We start from the raw sequence: 7,886 nt of genomic DNA, 5'->3' as shown, positions 1-7,886 counted from the left end.
CACGTGGCGACCGGGTCCACGACCGCCGCCTGGGCCGTCGCGGGCGGCGTGCTGGCCTGGTTCGCGACGTGCTGGCTGGTCCTGCCGTGGCTGGTGCTGCGCCGGGCCAGGCGCCGTTCCCCCTGAGACGCACCGCACGCGACACCCGTGTGTACCCGGAACAGCCGCCGTCCCCGCTCAGCCGCAAGGCCGGGCGGGGACGTGGCGAATCCGTAGAGCGAGCTCCGGCGGGGCCGGCCCGCGGGGCGCTGCCGTCAGGGGGTGAGCGGCGGCGCGAAGTCACTCTCGAGGAAGGTGAGCATGTCCTCGGCGTGCTCCTCCTCCCGGGCCAGGATCTCCTCCAGCACCCGCCGGGTGGTGGGGTCGCCGCTGCCCAGCCACTCGATCATCTCGCTGTACGAGGCGATGGCGATCCGCTCGGCCACCAGGTTCTCCTGAATCATCTGCCGCAGGTCGGTCGCCGGCACGTACTCCGCGTGCGCCCGGCCGGCCACCTGCGCCGGATCCATCTCCGGGACCCCGCCCAGCTGCGCGATCCGCGCCGCCAACAGGTCGGCGTGCGCCTGCTCCTCGTTCGAGTGCTGGAGGAACTCCTGGGAGACCGGCTCGGAGTTCAGACCCTTGGCCGCGAAGTGATGCTGCCGGTACCGCAGCGTGCAGACGATCTCCGTGGCCAGGGCGGTGTTCAGCATTTCGATCACCCGGGCCAGGTCGGCACCGTAGCCGGCAGTGACCGGGCCGTTCATGATCCCCTGCCGGGCCTTGGCCCGCAGGGTGTGCACGTCGGTGAGAAAGTCAGCCATGGCGCCTCCGAACGTCTGCGCGTCCCGGAAACGGAACGCGACTACGCCCTGGCGCCTGCCCGGACACCGCCGTCCCATACATCCCGCCCACATCGTATCGGGAGGCCGAACCCCACCCGGCCCGCCCTCCCCGGCCCCCGGCGCGCGTACGAATGGCGCACCAAAGCAGCGACCATCCGCCCTCGACAGCTCCACCCCCCTCCCGGCGCAGCCCCTCGAGCGGCGGAGGCGCGTGTGAGCCCTCCCGCACCGGGCAGACGCGTCACCGAGCCCGCCGGGCTCGATCACCGAACGAACGCCGACGAGGAGAGGTCCGCCATGAGTGGTGAGGACAAGGTCAAGAACGTCGCCGAGAAGGCGAAGGGCAAGGTCAAGGAGACGGCCGGCAAGGCGGTCGGGAACGAGCGGCTGACCGCCGAGGGCAAGGCGGACCAGGCCAAGGGGGACCTGAAGCAGGCCGGCGAGAAGGTCAAGGACGTGTTCAAGGACTGACCGCACTGCACCCCCCGACCACGGCCCCCGCAGAGGACCGTCGCGGCGACGTCTCCGGACGCCCGGCGCGGCGGTCCTCGCCGTCCGGCACCCAGCCACGGAGGTTCACCGATGACCACCATCCCGCCCGGGGATCGACCCGCCGCCTCTGCCACGACCGCCCGGCCGCCGCGATGGGCACAGCCCCCGCGCCCCACGACGGGCGAGGACGGGGCCGTCCACCGCACCGACGTACCGGCCAGGCTGGACCGGGTGCCATGGTCCCGCTGGCACTGGCGGATCGTGATCGGCCTCGGCACGATCTGGATCCTCGACAGGCTCACCTGCGGCAGGCCGCCGGACTCGACCCGGACAGCCCCCGGCTGCAGGAGCTCGTCGGCACCCTCACCGGCCACAGCACCGACTTCACCCGGACGTCGGCCCGCTGACCCTCACCTACCAGGCCTTCGACGTGTGCGACGCTCCCGACCAGCAACTGGTCATCTACCAAGCAGAGCCCAGCAGTTCCAGCGCACAGGCGCTGAGCCTGCTCGGCTCCCTGCGCGCCACCATCATCCCCGCCCCGACCACACCCCACCTCGCACGCCGATCCCGCTGACAGCCGAGGACTGATGACCATGGCGGCCCAACGGCCCCGACGTCCAAACTTGTTGTCAGGGCCGCCAGTAGCACCCGGAGGCCCCGGTCCCCAGGCTGGCGGTTGGCGTGAACTGTCCGTGCTGGGTGGGATACTGGCGGGATGCAGGTCGCCACCAGCGAGATCACGGGCCGCCGCGGAGCGGTCATCGTCGAGGATGTGTTCCTCAGCGAGCTGGCATGGGTGCCGCGCGCGGTCTTGCAGACCGACATCGGCATCGACTTCCATGTCGAAGTGGTCGAGGACGGTCACGGGACCGGGCGCCAACTCGCGGTACAGGTCAAGTCCGGACCGTCCTTCTTCGAGACACCAGCTGGAGACGACGGTTGGTGGTTCCCCTTTGGGGACAAGTACCACGAGTACTGGCTGAACTACGACTCCCCCGTGATCGTCGTCCTGGTCGACTTGGAGAGCCGGACCGCCTATTGGCAGGCTGTCACCGCCGACACGGTCCGATCCACCGGCGAGGGGTGGAAGATCAAGGTGCTGGCCAGTCAGATCCTTGGTGCCGGCGCCCGCTCGCTCCTGTCGGCCCTGACCGAAGTCGCTCGGGAGGACGGCGACCGCGCTCTGGCCGGCTTCAGCGCAGCCCTCGGCATGCTGCCCCGTGAAGCGGTCTCGACGCTCGCCCGCCTCCACGCCGGCATCCCCCACTCTGACATCACCGCACGCCGGCCGGTCGAGCGCCTGGCCTCGACGCTGGCCGAGATGCGACACGACCCCGACGCCGCCTGCGAGCTGATGCTGGAGAAGACCCCCGAGTGGCTCGCCCAGCGGAAGGGCGATCCTTTGAGCTGGAAAGGCCCGACCGAACACGACGTGTGGCTGGTGGTCGGCGGCTACGCCAACGAGCACCGTCTGCCGGCCCGGGCTGCCGAGGCCTACCGACGCGCCGCTGCTGCGGGCGCCCTCCCTCTGGGGCGCTGGCGGGCCATCGCCGGATTGTTGGAGATGGCCGAGGACCCGGCGCGGGCTCGGGAGACGCTGGCGTCTGCGAACGCGCTGGACGGCGGCCGAGTGCTTGCCGAAGTCGGGCGGGCGCTGCTCGATCACCAGGGGATACCCGGACCGGTACCGGTCCCTCCCAGCCTCTCCCGGCAGGCGGTGAAGGACTGGGAAGAGTGCGCGACCGCGCTCCTGTTCCTGGGCGAGCAGGCCACCCGCCGGCAGAATCTGGAGGAGGCGCTGGACCACTACCGGGCGGCGCTGGCCCTGTGCCCGAGCAGTGCGACATGCCAGCTCCACGTCGCTCAAACGCTACTGAACCGACTCAATACGCACGCCTCGCCAGGCCGCGACGGCGATCTTCGGGAGGCGCTGCGGCTGGCGGAAGCGGCCCGCGAGGACCGCCGGCGCTGGGCAGGTCCCAGCGCTGAGGCCGCCGAGGTGCTGCTACAGGCTCGCATCCTCCTTCCCGACGTGGACGCAGCGCTCTCGGCAGCGCTCCCGGCGCCCGAAGGGGAGGCCACCGACGGCGAGGCCACTGGGCCGCGCCTTGCCGCGTTCGCCGCCCGGATCGCCTACCGCGACGGCCGGATCGACCTCGGCGACGCGTTCGCCGCTCGCTCGACTAGCACGTCCCCGCTCCACGGCCCCGAGCTCGCGGCCGCGCGTGCCTCCGCTGTTGAGGCGCCTGCCGAGGAACAACTGCACCTGTGGGAGGCGACCCTGAAGTCGGCGGGGACGGACGAGATTCGGTTCGTAGCACTGCAGCGGCTGACCGAGCTCGGCCAGTGGCCGGTGCCGGAGCTGGAGGAGCTGCTTGCGGCTGGTGTCGTGCGGCGCGACGTCCACGCGGTGATGGCGGCCCGGGCCCACCAGTATCAGGGTGACTCAGCCGGTGCCGCGCGGTTCCTGCGGCCGTACCTGCGCACCAGCGTCCACGCCATCCTCGCCCTCGCTGACATCCTCCAGGCTGACGGCCAGCCGGCACAGGCGGCGAGGGTCCTTCAAGATGGTGCCGTCCGCCTCGCTGACGCGCACCTAGAGCTGGCCGCGCTCGACATGCTGCGGTACGCGGGCGACCACCAAGCGGCGCACACGCTGTCGCTGAGGCTTCTGGCCCGGCCCAACGTGCCCCAGCCGATTCGGCTGCGGCTCTTCCACGGGCTGGTTCGCCAGGCCTACCTTGAGAGTGAGTGGAGCGCGGCCGCGGACCACGCACAGAGCGGGCTGGATGAGATCGCCCGGGCCCGCCCCGATGTCGAGCCATCAGCCTTGCTCGGCATCGAACCGCTCGCGGAGGACTTCGTGTGGTGTCGAGCCGGCGCTCTGTACAACCTGCGGATGTGGGACGAGGCATGGGCGGTGTGCCAGCGCTTCGGAGCAGTGGCCAATAACCGCATGGCGGCCCTGATCTGGCTTCCCCTGACATCTCGTCAGCCCTGGACTCCGGGCGGCGCCAGCGCGGTGCTGGACCTGTACGACCGGTTCGCAGACATCGAAGAGGTCGCCGCCCGCGCCCTGGACACCGTCGACCGCGCGCTGGCCGTCGCCCACGACCCCGACAGCGCCCGCTTCGGCGCCCCGTGGGCCCGGAGCCCTGACGAAGTCGAGCTCACTGCGCTGCGGACCCGGGCCGCAGCCGCGACCACCGACTACAGCGAGCGCCACCCCGACGGCAGCCTCACCACCCTGGTCGGCATCCCGGACGCAGCCAGGCTGCGTGCGCTCCTGGGCGAAACCGCGAGCCTGGACGAAACCCACCGGCAGGTCTGTCAGGCCATCCGCGACGGCGACGCGGCGCTCGGCCTGGCCGCGAGTAGCATTCGCCGCCCGTTCCTCCTCTCCCTCATCCAGCGCGCCGCCGGACTCATCCCCGCCTGCAGCACCGACCCCGCCGCCACCGAGGCCGAAGAGCGCGCCGCCGCTGCGGCCCTGGACGGCACCGTGGTCATCGACCTCAGCGCCCTGGTCGTCACCGGCCTGCTGCCCGAACGCTGGGACCGGCTCCTCGCCCACTTCACCGCCATCGAGATGCCGACGGTGTGCATGGACGACATCCTGATGACCGAGAGCGCGGTCCGGCGCCTGCAGGCCTCCTCCTTTACCGCGGGTCTGGGCGCGGACGCCAGCACCGTCGAGATCACCGTCTTGACCGACAACGCCCGCACACAACTGGCCACCCTGGTCACCACCGCACTGAGGGCCGCGGCAGGACTCGCGCTGACGTCCGTACCCAGCCTCGCGGCCGCCGAGGCCGCACTCGACGGCGGGCAGCCGGCCGGCCGCACCCCCACCGACCCCGACCGAGCTCTCAGCGTGGACGTGGACGGCGGGTGGGCCGCCCCACTGGAACTCGCGATCACCAGCGGGCTACCCCTGTGGTGCGACGACCTGTTCATACGGGAGGCCGCCCGGGCAGCCGGCGTGCCCACCTTCGGCACGCGCGCGCTCACCCACGTCCTGGCCGAGCAGAAGCGTGAGGCAGACACGGCGCAGGCCGATGACACCGCTCTCCTGACCGGATACGTCGTCGACCTGCCGCCCGACAAGGCCCTCTGGCTCGCCCAGTCCAAGGCCGACCAGTGGCGGCCCGGTCCGGTGACAACCGCGCTGACCCGCCCGGCAGTCTGGACGTCCTCGGACACCCTGGAGATCTGGGCCTCCCTCGCGGCGGAAGTGTCCGCCCGACAGCCCGACCACCTCGCATCCTGGCTCTACCACGCCAGTACCGGCGCCGCCGCCTGCTCCCAGGATGCGGCCGTTCTCGTAGCCCAGGTCCTCACCGTCGCGGCCATCGAAGCCGGGCCCGGTGCCACACGCGCGCTCGTCGAAATGAGCGCGGAAGCGGCCAGGCTCCAGGGCATGCCGGCCCAGGCATGGCGACAAGCCGTCACCACGGAGCTGATCAGCGCGGCCGAAGGCGGCCATCTGCACGACTTGTCACCTTCCGACATCGCACAGCTCACCAACGGTCTGGTCCAGGGAGGCTAACGCCTCACCCCCGGACCGGGGCCACAAATCCCGGGGCCGAGCGACTGTGCGTGTCCGGGAACGGTCGGGCTTAGCAGTGGAGTTCACCACGCACCGATGACGGCGTACTGGGGTGACGTATCGACAGCCGCTCCAGTCTCAGGCTGGCTGGCGAGTGCGGTCGAGGGCGTTTGTCGGAGACTCTCTCCCTCGACCGTGTCGAGGCTGAAGCAACAGAGGATGCTCTCGGTCGAGAGTGCGCCGATCAGGCGATGATCGAGCCTCAGCAAAAGGGGTCGCGAGAACATCGGTACGGCGGCGCAGCTTGCTGGTTGGGACGACCCCCTTGGCCAGCACTTCGCGAAAGGCGGCGGGCGGGGAGCCCTGCCCCCACTATCAGGCTTGTGCAGCATAACCAAATTCGGTGATTCTTCGAAGATGGCCACAGATCGATCAAGCAGAGGAAGAAATTGTGTCCGATCAATTCATGAACGCCAAGCAGACAGCAGAGCACCTGAACATGTCAGTCGCCTGGGTCTATCGCGAGGCTCCTCGATTGGGCCTCTCCCCGTACAAGTTCGGCAACGGCAGGAACGCGAAGCCTCAGTTCAAAGTCTCAGAGGTGCAGGCCTGGGCGAAGCAGCAGAAGATGCCTGCAGCCTGAACATGACGTCATCCAGCGCCTGAGTGGGCCGCCCCAACAGGTTGGCCCACTCAGCGCGTTCAGACGGCCATGCCGAGATCGAGCAGTTGGGCGGCGCGGCCGATGGAGCCGGGCATGAGGTGGCGGTAGATCGTGAATGTGACGTCAACGCTGCGATGGCCCATCCACTCCGCTACGTCGGTGATCGGTATGCCGTTGCTCAGGCAGTTCGACGCGAAGAAGTGGCGGAGCCCGTAGAGGACCATCCCTTCCGGAATCTCGACCCGACCGGCTTTCCTGATACCCCGCCACTGGCTGTCGACGACGTGGTGCGGAATTGCCTGGGTGATGTCCTTGGGGTTTCGCAGAAGGTAACCATCCACAGTTCCGTACGCATCCGCGTACGACTCGATGGAGAGCTTGGCGCGAGCCGGCAAGGGAACGTCGCGGTACTCTCCGACCTTGCGGTGCTTCAAGCGGGCATAGGTCTTGCTGGCCTGGTTGACCTGCTCGGTGACGCGGTAGACGTTTTCGGCGACGATGTTGTTGACGTTGACCGCATACGCTTCGCCGTTGCGCAGTCCGCAGCCGCTCATGAGGTCGGTGACCAGGCGGAAGGCGTCGTCACCGGCGGTCCGGATCCCCTGCAGCTGGGCGACGGACGGGATCACCGCGCGCTTCGGGTCGTACTGAGGTGCCTTGACCCCGTCGAGCGGGCTGTCCTCGTAGAGGCCGAGCCGGTTCGCGTCCAGCAGGATGGCCTTCAGGCTCATGAACACGTTGGTCTGGGTGGCCGTGCCGATGCCGTTGCGCTCCATGGACTGGATGAACGCCTCGACGACCTTGTGGTCGAACGTACCCATTCGGCGGCTGCCGAAGACTGGCAGCAGGTGGTTCCGCAGCAGGGAGTCGAGGTTCCGCAGGGAGGTCGGGCTCAGGTCGCGCTGGCCCTTGAGCCACTCGGCGACGTAGGCGGAGAACTGCATCACCCCGTACTTCTGGATGCGCTCCGCCTTGCGCTGGCTCTGCGGGGAGTTCTTCCGTGCGTGGTAGACCTCGGCGAGGCGGGTCTTGGCCTTGTCCTGGGTGGTGAAGCCGGATTCCTCGGACTGGCGCCCCGCCGCATTGCGGTACCTGATCTTGTACTCGTGCGGGCACTTGCTCCAGCGGGGCTCGGGGTGCTCGCACTCCTTGAAGAAGCTGCCCATGCCGCGGGTGAGGCCTGTGATCGCCATGATGGTCGGAACCTCCGGGAGTCTTGCTGACCTTTTGCTGACTCCGGATGGTCGATCATGCCCCTGAGCTGGGCGGAAACGTCAGACTCGTGATATCTGCGCGAAGTACGGGTTGGTGTAGCCGGTGCCCTCGGTCGCCTTGACGTAGGCGAACTTGGCGC

At 69.5% G+C, this 7,886-nt stretch carries 5 protein-coding genes and 1 pseudogene; 4 read left to right on the top strand and 2 right to left on the bottom strand.

Going from position 1 to position 7,886, the window contains the following annotated elements:
• Nucleotides 1–254 precede the first annotated feature (254 nt).
• The gene (locus ABD323_RS37980; protein WP_344446664.1) at nt 255–803 is read right to left on the bottom strand and encodes a ferritin-like domain-containing protein; all 549 of its coding nucleotides are present in this window, start codon (nt 801–803) and stop codon (nt 255–257) included.
• Nucleotides 804–1,121: 318 nt separating this feature from the next.
• Here ABD323_RS37980 and ABD323_RS37975 point away from each other — a divergent pair, with 318 nt between their 5' ends.
• The 4 genes and pseudogenes from ABD323_RS37975 to ABD323_RS37960 all read left to right on the top strand — a co-directional run bounded on the left by ABD323_RS37975 (nt 1,122) and on the right by ABD323_RS37960 (nt 6,511).
• Entirely contained in the window at nt 1,122–1,295 is a 174-nt protein-coding gene (locus tag ABD323_RS37975; RefSeq protein WP_344446663.1) for a CsbD family protein, read from the top strand.
• 317 nt (nt 1,296–1,612) lie between these two features.
• Nucleotides 1,613–1,893, top strand: a pseudogene (locus tag ABD323_RS37970) (MmyB family transcriptional regulator); the annotation flags it as partial.
• Nucleotides 1,894–2,034: 141 nt separating this feature from the next.
• Nucleotides 2,035–5,868, top strand: coding sequence for a DUF4365 domain-containing protein (locus tag ABD323_RS37965; protein WP_344446662.1), 3,834 nt, complete (start codon nt 2,035–2,037; stop codon nt 5,866–5,868).
• Between the two features lie 466 nt (nt 5,869–6,334).
• A complete protein-coding gene (locus ABD323_RS37960; protein ID WP_344446661.1) occupies nt 6,335–6,511 on the top strand; it encodes a helix-turn-helix transcriptional regulator in 177 nt (58 codons plus the stop codon).
• 59 nt (nt 6,512–6,570) lie between these two features.
• Here the strand turns inward: ABD323_RS37960 and ABD323_RS37955 are convergent, their stop codons facing one another.
• A complete protein-coding gene (locus ABD323_RS37955; protein WP_344446660.1) occupies nt 6,571–7,725 on the bottom strand; it encodes a tyrosine-type recombinase/integrase in 1,155 nt (384 codons plus the stop codon).
• Nucleotides 7,726–7,886 lie beyond the last annotated feature (161 nt).

The organism is Kitasatospora nipponensis, from assembly GCF_039528135.1.
Classification (GTDB): Bacteria; Actinomycetota; Actinomycetes; order Streptomycetales; family Streptomycetaceae; genus Kitasatospora; species Kitasatospora nipponensis.
Note: the sequence above shows the minus strand (reverse complement) of the source record. Positions and strands in the feature narration are given on the sequence as shown.